The organism is Brucella sp. 22210, assembly GCF_052045675.1.
Taxonomy (GTDB): domain Bacteria; phylum Pseudomonadota; class Alphaproteobacteria; order Rhizobiales; family Rhizobiaceae; genus Brucella.
The window spans coordinates 1-1037 of record NZ_JBQEPD010000126.1; the positions used below are offsets into that span (position 1 = coordinate 1).

Sequence of the window (1037 nt, forward strand, 5' to 3'; positions counted from 1 at the left end):
CTTCCTCCAGCACAGCCGCTTCGTCGGGCTTATCCGCTACTGGATGGAGGGCCGAAACGAGCCAATCCGGGCGCTTGAAGGGCACATCGGCATCGTACTCGCTCTCATACAGGGCGACCATCTTGCGCAGCGCTTCTTCCAGCACAGCCGCTCTGCCAGCGGAAGGACTGCAATCTGGGCAAGGTTCTTCCCATCCATCTACGTCACCGTCGCCAACACGGTACATGCCGCCGATGATCCCGCGGCCATTGCACGTCTTGCAGACGGAAGGCTCAAGCGCAGAGAGGATGCGAGCCTCATAGTCGGCCTGTGCGGCGGCTTTGGCAGATGGAAGATCGTCGCCATCATACAAGACCGTCCCGTCTGAATAGCGAACCGTGGCGAAATAGTAGCTGTCCGAACCGAATGACTGGTTGATGTAGTACAACATGCCCCTGTCATCAGATGTGACATACGTCATCGCAACTCGTTCGGTGTACGTCCACTCCAGCTTCTTCACCCGCACCGCTGCTAGGTGAGGGGCGGCTGCGGTGAGGATACTCGCGGTTAGGTCATCGGCCTTTATTCGCATGAATTCTTGCAGAAGAGTGGGACTTACGTTGAGAAACTCTCTGCGCCTCTCCCACTCATAGATCGTGACACTTAACTCGCGCTGTACCGCCTGTACTGCCTGTTCTGCCTGTTCTGGGATGGTCATGGGCGCGGCCTGGAAATCCACGGCGTCGCCACAGTTCGGGCATTCCACGGTAATCGTCATGCCGCGCCCCCTGCCCTGAAAGCTGCCACCAGGACAGCGACCAACACAAACGCGATATCGAGAATAATCACGATGGCCCAGCACCGGGTCTCGAAGCGTGACCGCTTCGGCTCACGCGGTAATTCGATTTTCAGATTGTTCACAACAAACTCCTTCCTGTGAATATTTTCCGTCTGACAGCTTTCTGCTGAATGCTGCGCGCTCTGCGCCGCCTGTCACATCTCCGCCTCCCCTGCTACCGGGTGTACCCCGTACAAAATGACTGTTGCATTTAATAATA

Annotated in this window: 1 protein-coding gene and 1 pseudogene; both read right to left on the bottom strand. The window is 56.8% G+C overall.

Annotation, left to right across the window (positions count from 1 at the left end; genetic code table 11):
- Positions 1-757, bottom strand: a pseudogene (locus tag ACTJKP_RS26875) (hypothetical protein); the annotation flags it as partial.
- Positions 754-900 carry a hypothetical protein gene (locus tag ACTJKP_RS26880; RefSeq protein ID WP_440632833.1) on the bottom strand — a complete coding sequence of 49 codons (147 nt, stop codon included), beginning with the start codon at positions 898-900 and terminating at the stop codon, positions 754-756. The pseudogene ACTJKP_RS26875 and the gene ACTJKP_RS26880, both read right to left, overlap by 4 nt.
- Positions 901-1037 lie beyond the last annotated feature (137 nt).